This window comes from Stenotrophomonas sp. GbtcB23 (genome assembly GCF_019091045.1).
Lineage (GTDB): Bacteria > Pseudomonadota > Gammaproteobacteria > Xanthomonadales > Xanthomonadaceae > Stenotrophomonas > Stenotrophomonas rhizophila_A.
Genome location: NZ_JAGXKC010000009.1, coordinates 74,971 through 91,845, shown reverse-complemented (window position 1 = coordinate 91,845; position 16,875 = coordinate 74,971). Strand labels below are relative to the sequence as shown.

Annotated in this window: 17 protein-coding genes; 13 read left to right on the top strand and 4 right to left on the bottom strand. The window is 67.0% G+C overall.

Going from position 1 to position 16,875, the window contains the following annotated elements; genetic code table 11:
* Positions 1-3 precede the first annotated feature (3 nt).
* The gene (locus KVS69_RS05915) at positions 4-1,761 is read left to right on the top strand and encodes an EAL domain-containing protein (RefSeq protein WP_068851764.1); all 1,758 of its coding nucleotides are present in this window, start codon (positions 4-6) and stop codon (positions 1,759-1,761) included.
* 217 nt (positions 1,762-1,978) lie between these two features.
* On the opposite strand, the gene KVS69_RS05910 is transcribed toward KVS69_RS05915, so the two are convergent.
* The 4 genes from KVS69_RS05910 to flgA form a co-directional block, all read right to left on the bottom strand.
* Positions 1,979-3,208, bottom strand: coding sequence for an ATP-binding protein (locus KVS69_RS05910; protein ID WP_179197305.1), 1,230 nt, complete (start codon positions 3,206-3,208; stop codon positions 1,979-1,981).
* Between the two features lie 44 nt (positions 3,209-3,252).
* On the bottom strand, positions 3,253-3,591 hold the full coding sequence (locus tag KVS69_RS05905) for a flagellar protein FlgN (protein WP_093532818.1): 339 nt from the start codon (positions 3,589-3,591) through the stop codon (positions 3,253-3,255).
* Positions 3,588-3,890, bottom strand: coding sequence for a flagellar biosynthesis anti-sigma factor FlgM (gene flgM, locus KVS69_RS05900; protein ID WP_217537463.1), 303 nt, complete (start codon positions 3,888-3,890; stop codon positions 3,588-3,590). Before flgM ends, KVS69_RS05905 begins: the two co-directional genes overlap by 4 nt.
* 81 nt (positions 3,891-3,971) lie before the next feature.
* A complete protein-coding gene (gene flgA / locus KVS69_RS05895; protein WP_068851755.1) occupies positions 3,972-4,634 on the bottom strand; it encodes a flagellar basal body P-ring formation chaperone FlgA in 663 nt (220 codons plus the stop codon).
* Between the two features lie 105 nt (positions 4,635-4,739).
* On the opposite strand from flgA, the gene KVS69_RS05890 reads away from it, so the two are divergent.
* The 12 genes from KVS69_RS05890 to flgL all read left to right on the top strand — a co-directional run bounded on the left by KVS69_RS05890 (position 4,740) and on the right by flgL (position 16,733).
* Positions 4,740-5,684 carry a chemotaxis protein gene (locus tag KVS69_RS05890; protein WP_068851752.1) on the top strand — a complete coding sequence of 315 codons (945 nt, stop codon included), beginning with the start codon at positions 4,740-4,742 and terminating at the stop codon, positions 5,682-5,684.
* Between the two features lie 424 nt (positions 5,685-6,108).
* Positions 6,109-6,504: a flagellar basal body rod protein FlgB gene (flgB, locus tag KVS69_RS05885; RefSeq protein WP_068851748.1), complete on the top strand. Its 396-nt coding sequence runs from the start codon at positions 6,109-6,111 to the stop codon at positions 6,502-6,504.
* A 3-nt stretch (positions 6,505-6,507) separates the two neighbouring features.
* Positions 6,508-6,915, top strand: coding sequence for a flagellar basal body rod protein FlgC (flgC, locus tag KVS69_RS05880; RefSeq protein WP_068851745.1), 408 nt, complete (start codon positions 6,508-6,510; stop codon positions 6,913-6,915).
* A 26-nt stretch (positions 6,916-6,941) separates the two neighbouring features.
* Positions 6,942-7,622 (top strand): flagellar hook capping FlgD N-terminal domain-containing protein, encoded by a 681-nt coding sequence (locus tag KVS69_RS05875; RefSeq protein ID WP_217537462.1) that lies wholly within the window; start codon positions 6,942-6,944, stop codon positions 7,620-7,622.
* A gap of 31 nt (positions 7,623-7,653) precedes the next feature.
* Positions 7,654-8,877: a flagellar hook protein FlgE gene (gene flgE, locus KVS69_RS05870; protein WP_068851739.1), complete on the top strand. Its 1,224-nt coding sequence runs from the start codon at positions 7,654-7,656 to the stop codon at positions 8,875-8,877.
* 35 nt (positions 8,878-8,912) lie between these two features.
* A complete protein-coding gene (locus tag KVS69_RS05865) occupies positions 8,913-9,665 on the top strand; it encodes a flagellar basal body rod protein FlgF (RefSeq protein WP_068851737.1) in 753 nt (250 codons plus the stop codon).
* Positions 9,666-9,770: 105 nt separating this feature from the next.
* Positions 9,771-10,556, top strand: a complete 786-nt coding sequence (gene flgG, locus KVS69_RS05860) for a flagellar basal-body rod protein FlgG (RefSeq protein WP_068851734.1) — start codon at positions 9,771-9,773, stop codon at positions 10,554-10,556.
* 22 nt (positions 10,557-10,578) lie between these two features.
* Positions 10,579-11,271, top strand: a complete 693-nt coding sequence (gene flgH, locus KVS69_RS05855; protein ID WP_068851731.1) for a flagellar basal body L-ring protein FlgH — start codon at positions 10,579-10,581, stop codon at positions 11,269-11,271.
* A gap of 8 nt (positions 11,272-11,279) precedes the next feature.
* Positions 11,280-12,422 carry a flagellar basal body P-ring protein FlgI gene (locus tag KVS69_RS05850; protein ID WP_254622045.1) on the top strand — a complete coding sequence of 381 codons (1,143 nt, stop codon included), beginning with the start codon at positions 11,280-11,282 and terminating at the stop codon, positions 12,420-12,422.
* A complete protein-coding gene (gene flgJ, locus KVS69_RS05845) occupies positions 12,422-13,645 on the top strand; it encodes a flagellar assembly peptidoglycan hydrolase FlgJ (protein ID WP_217537461.1) in 1,224 nt (407 codons plus the stop codon). The genes KVS69_RS05850 and flgJ overlap by 1 nt, the downstream gene beginning before the upstream one ends.
* An 8-nt stretch (positions 13,646-13,653) precedes the next feature.
* Positions 13,654-15,531 carry a flagellar hook-associated protein FlgK gene (gene flgK, locus KVS69_RS05840; protein WP_217537460.1) on the top strand — a complete coding sequence of 626 codons (1,878 nt, stop codon included), beginning with the start codon at positions 13,654-13,656 and terminating at the stop codon, positions 15,529-15,531.
* On the top strand, positions 15,528-16,733 hold the full coding sequence (gene flgL / locus KVS69_RS05835) for a flagellar hook-associated protein FlgL (protein ID WP_217537459.1): 1,206 nt from the start codon (positions 15,528-15,530) through the stop codon (positions 16,731-16,733). Before flgK ends, flgL begins: the two co-directional genes overlap by 4 nt.
* The last annotated feature ends 142 nt before the right edge of the window (positions 16,734-16,875 follow it).

Here is a 16,875-nt window from a genome sequence, read left to right as displayed (position 1 = left end):
GTGATGTGGAACCCTTCCCTGCCCCTGGTCAGCATCGAGGACGCGCCGCCCCGGCTGGGCGCCGGCAACCCCGCGCTGCAGGCGATGGTGGCCGAGGCCGCCTCCGGTGGCACGCCGTTGATGCTGATGCACGTGGATATCGACCACTTCGCGTCGGTCAACGAGAACATGAGCGCCGAGGTCGGCGATCAGGCGCTGGTGCTGGTGGCCCAGCGCCTGCAACACCACCTGCGCGGGCGCGGCAAGCTGTGGCGGCATGGCAGCGATGAGTTCCTGATCGCGGTACCGCGCACCGCCGACCTGCCGTTGCCGGACGACCTGGCCGAAGAGATCCGGCAGCAGCTTGAGCTGCCCCTGTCTGTGCTGCCGTATACGCTGTTCATGACCGGCAAGCTTGGCGTCAGCCTGTGTCCGGAGCATGCGACGGAGACCTCGCGCCTGCTCGACCATGCCGAGGACGCGCTGTACCAGGCCGCCCGCGAAGGCGGCAATGCCGTGCGCATCCACGCGGTCAACACGCCGTCCAGCGCGCACAGCGAGAGCATCATCGCGCGCCAGATCGTGGACGCCATTCCCAATGGCGAGCTGAAGCTTCGCTACCAGCCGCTGGTGAGCGCCCGCGATGGCCACGTGGTCGGGATGGAGGCGCTGCTGCGCTGGCAGTCACCGACGCTGGGCATGCTGGTGCCGGAGCGTTTCATGCGCACCGCCGAACGGCTGGGCATCATCGTGCAGATCGGCACGTGGGTGCTGGAGGGCGCACTGAAGCAGGCCAGGCTCTGGCGGGACCTGGGCTTCGATGACTTCACCATCGCGGTGAACGTGTCGACGCTGCAGCTGCTGCGTCCGAACTTCTTCGGTGAGGTGATGGCGCTGATGCAGACCGCCGGCGTTCCGGCGCACATGCTCACGCTGGAAATCAACGAAAGTGCGCTGACCAACAACGTCAACTTCGTGCACGAAACGCTGGTGAACCTGCGCAATGAAGGTATCAGCCTGAGCCTGGACAACTTCGGCACCGGCGATTCCAGCCTGAGCGCGCTGGTGCGCTACCCGGTAGACAAGCTGAAGATCGACCGCAGCTTCATCAAGAGCGCGCCGGCCGGAAACCGCGAGGCGGCCATTGCGCGCGCGATCATCGCCATGGGCCACCAGCTGGGCATGACGGTGATCGCCAACGGGGTGGAGTCGCAGGCGCAGCTGGGCTTCCTGCGCCGCAATGACTGCGACGTGTTCCAGGGGTACCTGTTCGGCGAGCCGATGTCGGCCGACGCGGCGGGCATGACCCTGCGCCGGCGCTACCTGCGCCCGGAAGCGTTCGCCGAAACCCGCCCGGACCGCACGCTGCTGCTGCTGGATGATGAGGAGAACGTGCTGCGTTCGCTGGTGCGCCTGTTCCGCCGCGATGGCTATCGGATCCTGGCGGCGGGCAACGTGCGCGATGCGTTCGACCTGCTGGCGATCAACGATGTGCAGGTGATCCTGTCGGACCAGCGCATGAGCGACATGAGCGGCACGGAGTTCCTGGGCCGGGTGAAGATGCTGTACCCGGACACGATCCGGCTGGTGCTGTCGGGCTACACGGACCTCAACACGGTCACCGACGCGATCAACCGCGGCGCGATCTACCGCTTCCTGACCAAGCCCTGGAACGACGACGAACTGCGCAAGCACATCCACCAGGCGTTCCGCACGCACGAAGAGCAACGGCGCGCCAATACCGCGCAACCTGTTGCGATACCGGCGCCGGAAGGCGAATGAAACTGGTTGATTGATCCCAATCCCAATGGGCCCGTAAAAACTCGTAGCCCCGGCCGTTGGCCGGACACCGCGCGCAGCGCGGCCCAGGCATCCGAAGGCGGCAAGAACACCGCAATCAGTGAAATGTCCGACGTGTAGAGCATCCGAAGCCGCCCATCAGGCGTTCATGAACCCGGAGCGAAAGGCATCCGGCCAACGGCCGGGGCCACCGGTTCCGTCAACGCGGCTGCTTGATCGGCAACACCAACCGGAATCGCGAACCCACGCCCGGGGTGCTGTCCAGGTCGATCCGCCCGTGGTGCTTGTTGATGATGCTGTAGGAGATCGACAGCCCCAGCCCGGTGCCGCTACCCACCGGCTTGGTGGTGAAGAACGGATCGAAGATGCGCTGGCGAAGGTCCGGCGAAATGCCGCCACCGGTGTCTTCGAACTCCACCCAGACGTAGTCGCCGTCCACGCCGGTGCGCACGGTGATGGTGCCGCGCTCGGCGATGGCGTGGCCGGCATTGAGCAGCAGGTTCATGTAGACCTGGTTGAGCTCGGACGGCAGGCATTCCACCAGCGGCAGCTGGCCGAACTCGCGGTGCAGCGTCACCTTGTACTTGAGCTCGTTCCAGATGATGTTGATCGTGGACTCAAGACCCGAGTGCAGGTCGACCAGCTTCCACGATTCGTCGCGGCCCGAGTACGAGAAGTCCTTCAGGTCACGCACGATCCGGGTGACCCGCTCGATGCCTTCGCGTGATTCGGCCATCAGCTGCGGCAGGTCGCGGCTGATGAAATCGATGTCGAAGCGGTTGCGGATATCGTCGATTTCGGGAATCAGCGCCTTCGGGTCCGGCGCGCGCAGTGCCCGCTCATAGGCTTCGATCACGGTGAACAGGCTGCGCAGGTATTCCTGCAGGCTGCCCAGGTTGGAGTGCACGTAGCCGATGGGATTGTTGATCTCGTGCGCGACGCCGGCGGCGAGCTGGCCGATGGAGGCCATCTTTTCCGACTGCAGCAGTTTTTCCTGGGTGCCGTTGAGGCGCAGGTAGGCCTGGCGCAGCTCGGCGTGGCGCTGCTGCAGCTCGCGTTCGTAGTCTTCCTGGCCTTCGATGCGACGGAACAGCGCCAGGTAATGAAGCCGGCCGGCGTCTTCCTGCTGGTAGACATGCGCGATGACCATGCGTTCGCCCACGGGCAGGCTGCCGTTCCAGTGGCCGTGCAGGCGCGCATGCTCCAGCGCATCGGGCGGCAGCAGCTGGCGCAGCCATTGCGCGGGATCCACGCCGGCATCGATCTCGGCCTGGCCGAGCATGCCGCGCACGGCGGCGTTGGCCACGGCCACGCTGCCGTCATCACGGAACAGGAGCACGCCTTCGTTGATGCGCTCGAACAGCGCAAGCAGAACCGGCTGCGGCGGCAGCGGTGCGGTGACAAAAGTGGTGGGCGCGGTCACGGTCACATCGGGGCAGTCGAAACAGGTGCCCACTATATCCGTGTTGGCGCCTAGGCGACCGCCAGCGGCCTGCGCGTATGCAGGGTGTTGGCCTGGCCCTTGGCGTCGTACGCCGAGGAGGCTTCGCTGCGGCCCAGCTGGCGCAGTGCCCAGTTGACCTCGCGGCGGCGGCGCGCCAGCAGCACGCCGTTGGCGCGGTTGCGCTCGGCCAGCTCCTGCAGGCGTTCGTTCTGCCCCACCGGCAACACCTGCTCCAGCGCACGCAGCGCATCGAGCTTGGCGCTGGTGGCGCGGATCAGGGACTGGACGTCATGCTCCACCAAGGCCTGGCGTTCAACGTCCAAGGCGTCGCTGAGGCGCTGCAATGGCTCGCTCATGGCCAGCTTCATTTCTGCAGCTGCTGGTCCAGCTCAAGCATGCGCGAGGCGATCGCGTCCGGATTGATCTTGTAGGTGCCGTTCTGCAGCGACTCGCGCACGGCCTGCACGCGGCCGGCATCGATCGCCGGGGCGCTGCTCAGTTCGCGCTGCAGCGCCTGCAGGCTGGTGGCCTCGCCGGTCAGCTTCAGGCTGTCGGCCGCTTCCACCGGCCGCGCCGGGGCATCGGTGCTCACGCTGGGCTTGTTACCCGGCGCAATGCTGCGCAGATGGGCGGTCGCCTGCAGGTTGCCGTCGATTTTCTGGCTCATGGGTTGTCCTGGGAGTTACGGTTCACAAGGGATAACGGCACGGGGGCCGGCATCTTTAGGAGATTTTGCGTGCTGGAGTGGTCAGCGCGTCACAAAAACGTCGCCGCTGGCCGCCACCGTGCCCTGGACCACCTTGCGTGACGACAGATTTTCCACGGATACGCGTTCATTTTCACCTGCATCGGCCAGGGCCTTCCCCGCCACCCGGACCTCGACCCCGCCAAAACGGGAGACCAGGGCGACGCTGTCGCCGCGGCGGATGAGACGCTGGGCGACCAGGTCGTTGGCCGACAGCAGGCTGCCGGCACTCAGCGTACGCCGCGCCACCCGCCCCACCGCCACGGCCGGGTCGGCCAGGGCGGCACCGGCAATGCGGGCTACGTCTCGCTGTGCCGTGGTGATATCGGCCACCCCCAGCGTTTCTCCAGCGGCAATGCCCCGATTGAGGATCAGCACGGTCTGGTTGCGGCGCACCTTCACCGGTACGAACAGGCGCCAGCCGCCCGCGTCGGGGCAGCTGACCTCCACGGTGCTGGTGCCGGTGGGCTGGGCGCGCAGGTCCTGGCCGCAGGCCGGCAGGCGCAGCGCCGAATCCAGGGTGGTGTCGCCTTCGCTGCCCGCCGGCAACGTGGACAGCGCGGCGGCGCGGATGCTGTCCACCGGCTGCCATCCGCCAGCGGCCTGGGCGTGCGGGGACGCACCGGCCAACGCGATCAGCGCGACAACTATAGGAAGGATACGCATGGCGGCTCCGGGGCAAGGCACATGCGCAGCACCCTGCAAGGTCCGTGCCGTTCATGCACGGCGCGCGGCGCTCAAGTGATTGCCAATGCCGCCGATACATCCCCCATGTCACATGACCTGCTCAACCGCATCGACCAGCGCACGCGCCTGGCGGGCCACAACCGCCTGGCCCTGCTGCTGTTCCGCCTTGGCGGACGTCAGCTTTTTGGCGTCAACGTGTTCAAGGTGCAGGAAGTCCTGCGCCGGCCGGACCTGTTCCAGGTACCCGGGCTGCCCAGCCAGTTCGCCGGCGTGGCCGACGTGCGCGGCCGCTCGGTACCGGTGCTGGACCTGGGCCTGGCGATCGGCCACCCCGAGCGCGAGCCGGACGCCGACAAGTCGCCGGGCTACCTGGTGGTGACCGAATTCAACCGTTCGATCCAGGGCTTCCTGGTCAGCGGCGTGGAGCGCATCGTCAACATCGCGGTCGAAGACATCCACCCGCCGCCGGAGCTGGGCGCCGAATCGAGCTACCTGACCGCCGTCACCCGCTTCCAGGGTGAGCTGATCCAGGTGATTGACGTGGAAAGCGTGCTGGCCGACATCGCCCAGGTGCGTGGCGAAGCCGTGCTGGACCCCTCGATGGCGCTGCCGGCCGACGCCCCGCAGCTGCAGGTGCTGGTGGTGGACGACTCGCGGGTTGCCCGCCAGCAGATCCGCAGCGTGCTGGACCAGCTGGGCGTGGGCGCCACCCTGCTCTCGGACGGCAAGCAGGCCCTGGACCACCTGCTGCAGATCCACGCGGCCGGCGAAAACCCGGCCGAGCGTTATGCCATGGTCATTTCGGACATCGAAATGCCGGCCATGGACGGCTACACCCTGACGACGGAAATCCGTCGCCATCCGGGCCTGGCCGGCCTGTACGTGCTGCTGCACACCTCCCTCTCGGGCGTATTCAACAACGCCATGGTCGAGCGGGTCGGCGCCAACGCCTTCGTGGCCAAGTATTCCCCACACGAACTGGCCGATTTCGTGCTGGATCGCCTCCGGAAGGTAGCCCTGGCGGCCTGACCGGCCGTTGACCTCGGTTGATTGATCCGCACCCCAATGGGCCCGTATGAATTCGTAGCCCCGGCCGTTGGCCGGGCACCGCGCGCAGCGCGGCCCAAGGGTCCGGAGCCTCACAGGCTGTCGGTCGGGACCGTACGTCCGGGTGTGCAACCAGAACGAAACCGTGTATCAGGCGACATGAACGCCTGACGGGCGGCTTCGGAACCTCTAAACGCCGGGATGTTGGCCGCGATCGATAACCCGCCGGCTTCGGACGCTTGGGCCGCGCTGCGCGCGGTTTCCGGCCAACGGCCGGGGCTACGAATTCATACGGGCCCATTGGGATCCCGATCAATCAACCAAGACCTTCGGTTCGGCGCGGTTGCCCGTCCCGTTCTGGCACGGCCCTTGCAGCCTCCCCCACATCGTCCCGTGGGAGAGCGCCATGCCCAACCTGATTTCCGACTATCTGGGTGTCCATGCCCAGGCCATGCCGTTGCGCGAGCAGCGGATGAAGCTGATTGCCAGCAACCTGAGCAATGCCGATACCCCCGGGTACAAGGCCCAGGACCTGGACTTCGATGCCGCCCTGCGCAATGCCCAGGGTGCCGACAGCAACGGGCTCATGCGGACCACCAATGAGCAGCACTTCAGCATCGGCGGTGGGCTCAACCCGTTCCAGATCACCAAGGAAGGCGTGCAGCCGAGCATCGACGGCAACACCGTCGATCCCGATGCCGAGCGCGCCGCCTATGGCCGCGCCGCGCTGGAATATCGCGCCTCGCTGAGCTTCGTCGAATCCAAGGTGCGCTCCATGCTCACCGCGATCACGGGGCAATAAGCCATGAGCAACCTGCCCATCTTCGATATCGCCGGCTCCGCGCTGCAGGCCCAGTCCGTGCGCATGAGCACGCTGGCCTCCAACCTGTCCAACGCCGACACCGTCGCCGGCTCGGCCGATGCCGTGTACAAGCCGCTCGAGCCGATCTTCCAGTCGGTCACCAGCCGCACCGACCCGAACATCACCACCGTCCAGGTCAAGGAAATCAGCCAGAGCAACGCCGCGCCGATCAAGCGCTACGAGCCCGGCCACCCGCTGGCCGATGGCGATGGCTACATCTACCAGCCCGATGTCGACCCCGTCGCCCAGATGGTCAACCTGATCTCGACCTCGCGCAATTACCAGGCCGGCGTGGAGATGCTCACCACCGCCAAGGAACTGGCGCTGGCCACCCTGACCATGGGTCGCTGACCCTTCTTATTGCAGGACATACCGTCATGAGCAGCACCAGCGGCGTCGGCAACACCGACATCTACAGCGCCTTGGGCCTGAACGCACCCAACAGCAGCACCACCAAGAAGAAGGACGCCCTGGACCAGGCCGACTTCCTGCGCCTGATGACCGAGCAGCTGCAGCACCAGGATCCGCTCAAGCCCATGGACAACACCCAGATGGTGGCGCAGATGGCGCAGCTGTCGCAGGTGCAGGGCATCAATGACCTCAACAGCACCGTCCAGGGCTTCCAGGAATCGATGGCCGGCGACCAGGTGCTGCGCGGCGCGGCGCTGGTCGGCCATGACGTGCTGGTGCCCTCCACCAAGTGGCAGCTGGAAACCGAAGGCGATACCAGCGGCATGGTCGCTGCGCCCGGCGCCGGCTACGTCACCGTGGACATCACCGACGCCAACGGCGTGAAGGTGACCCAGCTCAGCGTGGAAGCCAAGGAAGCCGGCGAAGTGACCTTCAACTGGGATGGCAAGGATGCCAACGGCAACCGCATGGCCGCCGGCAGCTACACCATCGCCGCCACCCACACCGACAGCGCCGGCACCCAGACCAAGATCAACACCTACGTCGAAGCACCGGTGGAAAGCGTCACCGTCGGCTCGGACGGCCTCTACCTCAACCTCAAGGGCCTGGGCACGGCCCCGATCGACTACGTGCTGCGCGTCAGCTGAGTCCCTTCGTCACGCATCCAAGGAGAATCCCATGGGCTTCAACATCTCGCTGTCCGGCATCAATGCCGCCAATGCCGACCTGAACGTCACCGCGAACAACATCGCCAACGTCAACACCACCGGCTTCAAGGAATCGCGCGCCGAGTTCGCCGATCTGTTCTCGGCCACCAGCTATGGCCTGTCCAAGAATGCAGTGGGTTCGGGCGTGCGCCTGACCAACGTGGCCCAGCAGTTCTCGCAGGGCAACAACGAACAAACGGGGCGCAGCCTGGACATGGCGATCTCCGGCGAAGGCTTCTTCACCATGAGCATGAACGGCGCCCGCGTGTACTCGCGCGCCGGCAACTTCCAGACCGACCAGGCCGGCTACGTGACCAACCCGCAGGGTGCGCGCCTGCAGGTGTTCGCGCCCAACGCCGACGGCACCAGCTTCGACAGCGGCCGCCTGACCGACCTGCAGCTGCTCACCACCGACAGCCCGCCCAAGCAGACCGGCAAGGTCAACGTGGCGTTCACCCTGCCGGCCAACGCCAAGCAGCCGACCCTGGCCACGTTCGACCCGACCGATTCCAACAGCTACAACCAGTCCACCGGCGGCATCACCGTGTACGACTCGCTGGGCGTGAGCCACACCCAGACCTCGTACTTCGTCAAGACGGCCACCGCCAACGAATGGCAGGTCTACAACTACGTCGATGGCCAGGCCGTGGGCACCCCGACCACGCTGACCTTCAACGATGCCGGCGCGCTGACCACCCCGGCCAACGGCCAGATCGTGATGGACCCGTTCACCCCGACCACCGGCGCCGGCACCCTGGCGATGACCCTGGACGTCACCGGGTCGACCCAGTACGGCGAGAAGTTCGCGCTGCGCAACACCCAGCAGGACGGCTACGCCGCCGGCAAGCTCAACGAAATCACCGTGTCCGAAGAGGGCGTGGTGTATGCCCGCTACACCAACGGCGACGACAAGCCGCTGGGCCAGGTCGCGCTCACCACCTTCAACAACTCGCAGGGCCTGGAAGCCAAGGGCAACAACCTGTGGGTGGAAACTTTCAGCTCCGGCACCCCGCGTACCGGCGCGCCCGACAGCTCCAACCTGGGCAAGGTGCAGGCCGGTTCGCTGGAAGCCTCCACGGTCGACCTGACCGAGCAGCTGGTGAACATGATCACCGCCCAGCGCAACTTCCAGGCCAACTCGCAGATGGTCTCCACGATGGACCAGATCACCCAGACCATCATCAACATCCGTTGATGAGCCACTGATCGCAGCAGCACGGGAATACAACGATGGACAAGGCGCTCTACGTCGCGATGACCGGTGCACGTGCGTCCCTGCAGGCGCAGGGGACGCTGTCGCACAACCTGGCCAACACCGATACGCCTGGATTCAAGGAAGCCCTCGCCAATACCGAGGCCTTCCCGATCAAGGGTGCCGGCTACGCCTCGCGCGTGGATGCCCTGCACGTGGACGCCGGCTTCAACCGGCGCCAGGGCGCACAGCACATCACCGGCAACGCGCTGGACCTGTCGCTGGACGCAGGCAACTGGCTGGCCGTGCAGGCGCCGACCGGGGGCGGTGAGGCCTATACCCGCGGTGCATCGCTGTCGATCACGCCCAATGGCCAGCTGGTGACCGCCGGCGGCCATCCGGTGCTGGACGAGAACGGCGCGCCGATCGCGATTCCGCCGCACCAGGCGATGGACATCGGCAACGACGGCACCATCTCGATCATCCCGCAGGGCGAAGGCCCGCAGACCATGGCGGTGATCGGCCGCCTGCGCGTGGTCGCGGCCGAGGATGCGCGGCTGGAGCGCGGGCTGGACGGGTTGATGCGCAACACCGACCCGCAGCAGCCGTTCGTGCAGGCCCAGGGCAAGTCGCTGGACAGTGGCCAGCTCGAAGGCAGCAACGTGGATGCCGCCGGCGCGCTGGTGCAGATGATCCAGCTGCAGCGGCAATACGAAATGCAGGTGAAGGTGATCAAGCACGGCGATGAAAACGCCCGCAGCGCCAACTCCCTGCTGCGCCTGGGCAGCTGACCGGCCGCCCCGACGTAATTCCGGCGCGGTTGTGGCACGCGCCATGCATCAGTCAGGACAACGGCCACCCCGCGTGGCCACCCGCATCAACACAGGAACAAGGCCATGAACCAGGCATTGTGGATCGCCAAGACCGGACTGGATGCGCAGCAGACGCGCATGTCGGTGGTTTCCAACAACCTCGCCAACACCAACACCACCGGCTTCAAGCAGGACCGTGCCAGCTTCGAAGACCTGCTGTACCAGCAGGTGCGCCAGCCCGGCGGTTCCTCTTCGGCCCAGACGCAGCTGCCCACCGGCCTGCAGCTGGGTACCGGCGTGCGCGTGGTGGCCACCTCCAAGAACTTCGAACAGGGCAGCCAGCAGCAGACCGGCCGCGCCCTGGACGTGATGGTGAACGGCCGCGGCTTCTTCGAAGTGCAGATGCCCGATGGTTCGTCGGCGTATACCCGCGACGGCTCGTTCCAGCGCAACCAGCAGGGCGAACTGGTCACCAACAGCGGCTATCCGGTGCAGCCGGGCATCCAGATTCCCGAGGGCGCGCAGTCGCTCACCATCGGCACCGACGGCACCATCAGCGTGAAGATGGCCGACGACGCCGCCTCGGTCGAAATCGGCGCGCTGACCCTCACCGACTTCGTCAATCCGGCCGGCCTGCAGGCACGCGGTGAAAACCTGTTCCTGGAAACCACCGCCTCGGGCCCCGCACAGAACGGCAACCCCGGCCTGAACGGCCTGGGCAGCGTGGTGCAGGGTGCGCTGGAAGGCAGCAACGTCAACGTGGTCGAAGAGCTGGTGTCGATGATCGAAACCCAGCGCGCCTACGAAATGAACGCCAAGGCGATCTCCACTACCGACTCCATGCTCGGCTACCTCAACAACAACGTCTGATCGGTTGAACCGGGAACCTGCCATGTCGCCTCTGCGCCCTACCCTTCGCCTGCTGCTCGCCAGCGCCGTGACCGCCCTGCTCGGCGGCTGCGTCATCGCGGGCGATGTGCGCCCGTATCCGGCGATGGCGCCCGTCGTGCCCGTGGTCGCGCCCAGCGCGCCGGCCACCGCCGGGGCGATCTACGCCTCGGGCCCCGGCCTGCAGCTGTATTCGGACCGCCGCGCACGTGATGTCGGCGACCTGCTGACCATCACCCTGACCGAAAGCACCACCGCGCAGACCACCGCCAACACCAGTACCGACAAGGAATCCAACCTCGCGCTGGGCACGCCCACGCTGTTCGGTGCGCCGGTGACGCTGGGCGGCAAGGACATCCTGGGCGCCAGCGCGACCGGCTCGCGCGACTTCACCGGCAAGGGCACCAGCGCGCAGAGCAACCGCCTGCAGGGCAGCGTGACCGTGACCGTGATGCAGCGCCTGCCCAACGGCAACCTGGTCGTGCAGGGTGCCAAGAACCTGCGGCTGAACCAGGGCGACGAGCTGGTGCAGGTGCAGGGCATCGTGCGCGCGGCGGACATCTTCCCGGACAACACCATTCCCTCCAGCCGCGTGGCCGATGCACGCATCGTGTACGGCGGCCGTGGCCCGGTCGCGCAGTCCAATGCGATGGGCTGGCTGAGTCGTTTCTTCAACTCGGCGCTGGTGCCGTTCTGAGGCTGATGATGAAATTCTTTCTTCGGTTGGTTGTTCAGCCACGCACGGCGTGGCTCTACGCGGTTGTCATCGCCGCTTCCGTTCTGGGTGTTGCGGCGCCTGCTTCCGCTGAGCGGATCAAGGACCTGGCGCAGGTGGGCGGCGTGCGCGGCAATGCGCTGGTCGGCTACGGCCTGGTGGTCGGCCTGGATGGCAGCGGTGACCGCACCAGCCAGGCCCCCTTCACCGTGCAGAGCCTGAAGAACCTGCTGGGCGAGCTGGGCGTGAACGTGCCCGCCAACGTCAATCCGCAGCTGAAGAACGTGGCTGCCGTGGCGATCCACGCCGAGCTGCCGCCGTTCGCCAAACCGGGCCAGCCGATCGACATCACCGTGTCCTCGATCGGCAACGCGGTGTCGCTGCGTGGCGGTTCCCTGCTGATGGCGCCGCTGCGCGGTGCCGATGGCCAGGTCTACGCCATCGCCCAGGGCAACCTGGTGGTGGGCGGCTTCGGCGCACAGGGCAAGGATGGCTCGCGGGTATCGGTCAACGTGCCCAGCGTGGGCCGCATTCCCAACGGTGCCACGGTCGAACGCGCCCTGCCCGACGTGTTCAGCGCTGGCGGCGAAATCACGCTCAACCTGCACAAGAACGACTTCACCACGGTGTCGCGCATGGTCGCCGCGCTGAACAACGCCTTCGGCGATGGCGCCGCGCGCGCCGTGGACGGCGTCACCGTGGCGGTGCAGTCGCCCCAGGACCCGGGCGCGCGCATCGGCCTGCTGGCCCGCATTGAAAACCTGGAACTCACCCCCGGCACCGCGCCGGCCAAGGTGGTGGTCAACTCGCGTACCGGTACCGTGGTCATCGGCGCGCAGGTGCGGGTTGGCGCGGCGGCCATCTCGCACGGTTCGCTGACCGTGACGATCAACGAAAACACCAACGTCAGCCAGCCCAATGCCTTCGCCGGTGGCCAGACCGTGGCCACGCCGCAGTCCACCATCACCGCCACCAACGATGGCAGCCGCATGTTCAAGTTCAACGGCGGCAGCACCCTGGATGAGATCGTGCACGCGGTCAATGCGGTGGGCGCCGCCCCGGGTGACCTGATCGCGATCCTGGAGGCGCTCAAGCAGGCCGGCGCGCTGAGTGCCGAACTCGAGGTGATCTGATGCGCATCCAACCGTCACTGGAGCTCAATCCGGCCCAGGCCAACAGCCCGGCCAAGGTCGACAAGGTCGCGCGCCAGCTGGAAGGCCAGTTCGCGCAGATGCTGGTCAAGAGCATGCGCGATGCCAGTTTCGGCGATTCGCTGCTGCCCGGCGAAAACCAGATGTTCCGCGACATGTACGACCAGAAGATCGCCGAAGCGATGACCAAGGGCCGCGGCCTGGGGCTGTCGGCGATGATCTCGCGCCAGCTCGGCGGTGGCGGGACCGACGCTGCCAAGCCCACCGACACCAGCCTGAATCCCGCCGCGGCGCTGCGTGCCTACCGGCTCAACGCGCCGGCCACCGCGCCGATGGCCCTGCCCGCATCCGGTGCAGCGCCTTCCGCACCAAGCGAAGTCGACCTGCTGCAGCAGCTTGGCGGGCAGGCACCGTCGGCGGTGCTGCAGCCGATGGAGCGTGCGCTGGACCTGATCGCCGGACGTGAAAGCAGCCAGATGCATGAAGCAATCGGCCGCAGCGATCCGTACGGCGCCGCGCCCGCCACCGATACGTCCGGCGAAAACTGGGCAATGGCCGACGACCGTTGGCGCGACGTCGGCACCACCGCCGCCGCCACCGGCCCCAGCGCCGTGGATACGCTGGCCGGCAGCACTGCCGCCGCCCAGCTTGGCGCACATACCCCCGAAGGCTTCGTGGCCAGCATCTGGGGCCACGCGCAGCAGGCCGCGCGCGAACTGGGCGTGGACGCCAAGGCGCTGGTCGCCCAGGCCGCGCTGGAAACCGGCTGGGGCCGCAAGCTGGTGCAGCGCAATGGCGGCGGCAGCTCGCACAACCTGTTCGGCATCAAGGCCAGCGGCTGGAGTGGCGAGCGCGCCACCAGCGGCACCCACGAATATGTCGATGGCGTGCGCCGCAGTGAAACCGCCAGTTTCCGGGCCTACGGCTCGGTCGGCGACAGCTTTGCCGACTACGTGAAACTGCTCAAGAACAGCCCGCGCTACCAGAACGCGCTGCAGGCCGGCGGCGATGTCCGTGGCTTCGCCCAGGGCCTGCAGAAGGCCGGCTACGCCACCGACCCCAGCTACGCGGCCAAGATCGCCGCGATCGCCGGCGGCCCGACCATCGAGCGCGCCATCGCCGCCGTGGGCGATGCCAGCCAGCGCCTGGGCCGCACCTTTGCCAGCACCGCCAGCCCCGCCGGGCTGGGGGCAATCCGTCGTTGAGGTAACCCATGTCCGTACTTTCCACCGGCACCAGCGCCCTGCTCGCCTTCCAGCGCGCACTGGCCACCACCAGCCATAACGTCGCCAACATCAACACGCCCGGCTACAGCCGGCAGAAGGTGGACTTTGCCACCGCCAGCCCGCAGAACCTGGGCTATGGCGATATCGGCAACGGCACCCGCATCACCGACGTGCGCCGCGTGGCCGACCAGCTGGCGATCTCGCGGCTGCTCGACAGCAGCGGCGAACTGGCGCGGCTGAAGCAGCTGTCCACCCTGGCCGACCGCGTGGATTCACTGTTCTCCGATACCGCCACCAATGTGTCCGGCGTGTGGTCGAACTTCTTCGACACGGTCAGCGGCCTGTCCTCCAATGCCTCGGGCACCGCCGACCGCCAGAACGTGCTGGACAACGCCGGCACCCTGGCCAGCCGCTTCAAGCAGCTCAACGAAAGCCTCAATTCGCTCAATGGCGAGGTCAACAACGGCCTGATTGCCGGTGCCTCCGAAGTGAACCGGCTAGCAGCGGAAATCGCCCAGCTCAACGGCGCCATCGGCAGCAATGCCAATACCGCCGCACCGGACCTGCTCGACCGCCGCGACCAGCTGGTGGCCAACCTGATCGGCTACACCGGCGGCACCGCGGTGATCCAGGACGGCGGCTTCATGAACGTCTATACCGCTGGCGGCCAGGCCGTGGTGGTGGGCACCACCGCCAGCAAGGTGACCACCGTCACCGACCCCTACCAGCCCGAGCGCCTGCAGCTGGCGATGGAAACCCAGGGCCAGAAGATCACCCTGGATCCGAAGAGCCTGGGCGGCCAGATCGGTGGCCTGCTCGAATTCCGCGATTCAGTGCTCACCCCCACCCAGGCCGAGCTGGGCAAGCTCGCCGTGGGCCTGGCCAGCACCTTCAACGACACCCACCACCAGGGCGTTGACCTGTACGGCAACATGGGCGGCGACTTCTTCAACTACGGCAGCCCGCGCGTCACCGGCAACACCGGCAATACCGGCACCGCCAGCTTCAGCGCCAGCTTCGGCGACCTGTCCAAGCTGGACGGCCAGAACATCGTGCTGAAGTTCGACGGCGGTGCCTGGCAGGCCACGCGCGCCGACACCGGTGCGGCCGTGCCGATGACCGGCACCGGCACCGCCGCCGACCCGCTGGTGCTCAACGGCGTGGAAATGGTGATGTCCGGCACCCCGGCACAGAACGACCGCTTCCTGCTGCAGCCCACCGCCGGCGTGGCCGGCACCCTGTCGGTGGCGATCACCGATACCTCGCGCATTGCCGCGGCTGCGCCGATCAAGGCCGCCGCAGGCCTGGGCAACACCGGCACCGGCAAGGTCAGCGGCGTGGCGGTGAGCGACTACACCAACGCCAACCTGCGCAATCCGGCCGCGATCGTGTTCACCAGTGCCACCGAATACACCATCGATGGCACCGGGCCGTTTACCTATACCGCTGGGCAGACCATCAGCGCCAATGGCTGGAGCTTCGTGCTCGATGGCGCGCCGAAGGTCGGCGACAGCTTCAACATCAGCCCCACCCCGGCCGGCTCCAGCGACAACAGCAACGCGCTGCTGCTGGCCAAGGTGGAGGACGCCAAGACCTTCAACGCCGGCACGGTCACCCTCAACGGTGCCCTGGGTGGCCTGACCACGCTGGTGGGCTCGGCCGCACGCGCGGCCGACTACTCGCTGCAGGCCCAGCAGGTCATCACCGACCAGGCACAGGCCTCGCGCGACTCGGTGTCCGGGGTCAACCTGGACGAAGAAGCCGCCGACATGCTCCGGCTGCAGCAGGCCTACCAGGCCGCCTCGCAGCTGATTTCCACTGCCGACACCATGTTCCAGACCATCCTGGGAGCCGTTTCGCGATGAACAACCGAATCTCCACCGGGATGATGTTCAACCAGTCCATCTCGATGATGATGGCCAAGCAGAGCAAGATGAACCACCTGGAGCAGCAGCTGGCCACCGGCAAGAAGCTGGTCAGCGCCAAGGACGACCCGGTCGCCGCCGGCACCGCGGTCGGCCTGGACCGCGCCGTGGCCGAGCTGGACCGCTTCGCCCGCAACGGCGACGTGGTGGAAAACCGCCTGGGCCTGCAGGAAAACGCACTGGCACAGGCCGGCGAAATGATGGCCCATATCACCGAGCTGACCATCCAGGCCAACAACCCGGCACTGTCGGCGGCCGACCTGAAGTCGATCGCCTCGGAACTGAAGAGCGTGCGCGACGGCCTGCTGTCGCTGGCCAATTCCACCGACGGCACCGGCCGCTACCTGTTCGGTGGCACCGACGACGCCGATGCGCCGTTCAAGCTCAGCAATGGCGTGGTCACCTACAACGGCGACCAGACCCAGCGCCAGGTGGAAGTGGCCCCGGACACCTTCGTCAAGGACGCCCTGCCCGGCAGCGAGATCTTCCTGCGCATCCGCACCGGCGATGGCACCCTGGACGGCAGCGCGGCCGGCACCAACACCGGCACCGGCGTGCTCACCACCTTTGGCCGCGACCCGGCTTCCGGCAACTGGGATGGCGCCAGCTACACCCTGCGCTTCACCGGCCCGGACGCCTATGAAGTGGTGGATGCGACCAATACCGTGGTCAAGACCGGCACCTTCAAGGCCGGCGAAGACATCACGTTCGAAGGCGTTTCCATGCGGATCGAAGGCGAACCCAAGGCCGGCGACAGCTTCGGCATCGGCGCCGCCGACGCCCGCGACATCTTTTCCACCCTGGACGGCATGATCAACGCGCTGGACAACGCCGCCGACGATCCGACCGCCGTGGCCCGCCAGCAGAACATCCTGCAGGCCGGCATCCGTGACGTGGCCCGTGCCTCGGAGAAGTTCATCGACGCCCGCGCCGCCGGCGGTGCGCAGCTCAAGGCCATCGACGATGCCGGCGCCCTGCGCGACGCCAACGGCGTGACCCTGAAGACCACCCTGTCGGCCATGCGCGACCTCGACTACGCCGAAGCCATCGGCCAGTACCAGCTGGAACAGATTTCCCTGCAGGCCGCGCAGACCATTTTCACCCAGATGCAGCAGATGTCGCTGTTCAACGCGATCCGCTGACATAGCGCGCACGCCGGGCGCAAAACGCCCCGCGCTGCAGGCTGTTGCGAGTGTTCCGGCCCCTGCCGGACGCGCGCAACCACCGACCATCACCCTACCCGGGTGATGTTTTCTGCGTATTTTTTCTCAAGGCTTCGCGCCA

Coding starts and splice junctions, on each gene's coding strand:
- KVS69_RS05915 (WP_068851764.1), top strand. CDS start 4: ATGTGGAACCCTTCCCTGCCCCTGGTCAGCATCGAGGACGCGCCGCCC.
- KVS69_RS05905 (WP_093532818.1), bottom strand. CDS start 3,591: ATGAAGCTGGCCATGAGCGAGCCATTGCAGCGCCTCAGCGACGCCTTG.
- flgM (WP_217537463.1), bottom strand. CDS start 3,890: ATGAGCCAGAAAATCGACGGCAACCTGCAGGCGACCGCCCATCTGCGC.
- flgA (WP_068851755.1), bottom strand. CDS start 4,634: ATGCGTATCCTTCCTATAGTTGTCGCGCTGATCGCGTTGGCCGGTGCG.
- KVS69_RS05890 (WP_068851752.1), top strand. CDS start 4,740: ATGTCACATGACCTGCTCAACCGCATCGACCAGCGCACGCGCCTGGCG.
- flgB (WP_068851748.1), top strand. CDS start 6,109: ATGCCCAACCTGATTTCCGACTATCTGGGTGTCCATGCCCAGGCCATG.
- flgC (WP_068851745.1), top strand. CDS start 6,508: ATGAGCAACCTGCCCATCTTCGATATCGCCGGCTCCGCGCTGCAGGCC.
- KVS69_RS05875 (WP_217537462.1), top strand. CDS start 6,942: ATGAGCAGCACCAGCGGCGTCGGCAACACCGACATCTACAGCGCCTTG.
- flgE (WP_068851739.1), top strand. CDS start 7,654: ATGGGCTTCAACATCTCGCTGTCCGGCATCAATGCCGCCAATGCCGAC.
- KVS69_RS05865 (WP_068851737.1), top strand. CDS start 8,913: ATGGACAAGGCGCTCTACGTCGCGATGACCGGTGCACGTGCGTCCCTG.
- flgG (WP_068851734.1), top strand. CDS start 9,771: ATGAACCAGGCATTGTGGATCGCCAAGACCGGACTGGATGCGCAGCAG.
- flgH (WP_068851731.1), top strand. CDS start 10,579: ATGTCGCCTCTGCGCCCTACCCTTCGCCTGCTGCTCGCCAGCGCCGTG.
- KVS69_RS05850 (WP_254622045.1), top strand. CDS start 11,280: ATGAAATTCTTTCTTCGGTTGGTTGTTCAGCCACGCACGGCGTGGCTC.
- flgJ (WP_217537461.1), top strand. CDS start 12,422: ATGCGCATCCAACCGTCACTGGAGCTCAATCCGGCCCAGGCCAACAGC.
- flgK (WP_217537460.1), top strand. CDS start 13,654: ATGTCCGTACTTTCCACCGGCACCAGCGCCCTGCTCGCCTTCCAGCGC.
- flgL (WP_217537459.1), top strand. CDS start 15,528: ATGAACAACCGAATCTCCACCGGGATGATGTTCAACCAGTCCATCTCG.